The organism is Stenotrophomonas acidaminiphila, assembly GCF_001431595.1.
In the GTDB taxonomy this organism is placed as follows: Bacteria; Pseudomonadota; Gammaproteobacteria; order Xanthomonadales; family Xanthomonadaceae; genus Stenotrophomonas; species Stenotrophomonas acidaminiphila.
On sequence record NZ_LDJO01000114.1, the window covers coordinates 1 to 859 of the forward strand.

At 70.3% G+C, this 859-nt stretch carries 2 pseudogenes; one reads left to right on the plus strand and one right to left on the minus strand.

Going from position 1 to position 859, the window contains the following annotated elements:
• Positions 1-648 (minus strand): annotated as a pseudogene (fliF, locus tag ABB33_RS17885) (flagellar basal-body MS-ring/collar protein FliF); the annotation flags it as partial.
• Here fliF (ABB33_RS17885) and fliF (ABB33_RS18720) point away from each other — a divergent pair.
• Positions 598-859: pseudogene (fliF, locus tag ABB33_RS18720) on the plus strand (flagellar basal-body MS-ring/collar protein FliF); the annotation flags it as partial. The pseudogenes fliF (ABB33_RS17885) and fliF (ABB33_RS18720) overlap by 51 nt on opposite strands.

Below are 859 nucleotides of genomic sequence, written 5' to 3' on the forward strand. Positions count from 1 at the left end.
TTGCGCTCGGTCGGCGTGGCGGCGGAGGCCGGTGCCGGGCTGCGGGCCGGGCGGGGTGTTGCTGGCCGCGCCGGGAACGCCCTGCGGACCCTGGGTGGTGGTGGTGTTCTCGCTGATCTGCTCGCTGCGCACCTTCTGCGGCTCGCCGTTGTACAGCTCGCGCGCTTCCTCGGTCACCGAGAAGTCCATGTCCACGCTGACTTCCGGATTGACCCGGCCGGGGCCGGTCATCGGCTCCAGCAGCTCGCGGATGCGCTGGTTGTAGGAGGTCTCCAGGCGCCGCACCTGGTCGAACTGCGCGGCGTTCATGGCTGCGTCGCTGTCAGGGTCGGCGATGGTCAGCATGCGCCCGCTCTGGTCGACCACGGTGACCCGTTCCGGCGCCAGGTCCGGAATGCTGGAGGCGACCATGTGCACGATCGCGTCGACCTGGTTGCGCTCCAGCTGCTGGCCGGGGCGCAGTTCCAGCACCACCGAGGCGCTGGCGACATCGCGCTGGCGGGTGAAGGCGCTGGGCTTGGGAATGGCCAGGTGCACGCGTGCGTCGCGCACCGGGCGCAGGGTGGTGATGGTGCGCACCAGCTCGGTTTCGAGCTGATGGAGCGCGACCCCGGCTTCGGCGTCAGCCAGTTCATGGAAACCGCCCGTTACCAGCACGCGCTGGAAACCGAGCTGGTGCGCACCATCACCACCCTGCGCCCGGTGCGCGACGCACGCGTGCACCTGGCCATTCCCAAGCCCAGCGCCTTCACCCGCCAGCGCGATGTCGCCAGCGCCTCGGTGGTGCTGGAACTGCGCCCCGGCCAGCAGCTGGAGCGCAACCAGGTCGACGCGATCGTGCACATGGTCGCCTCCAGCA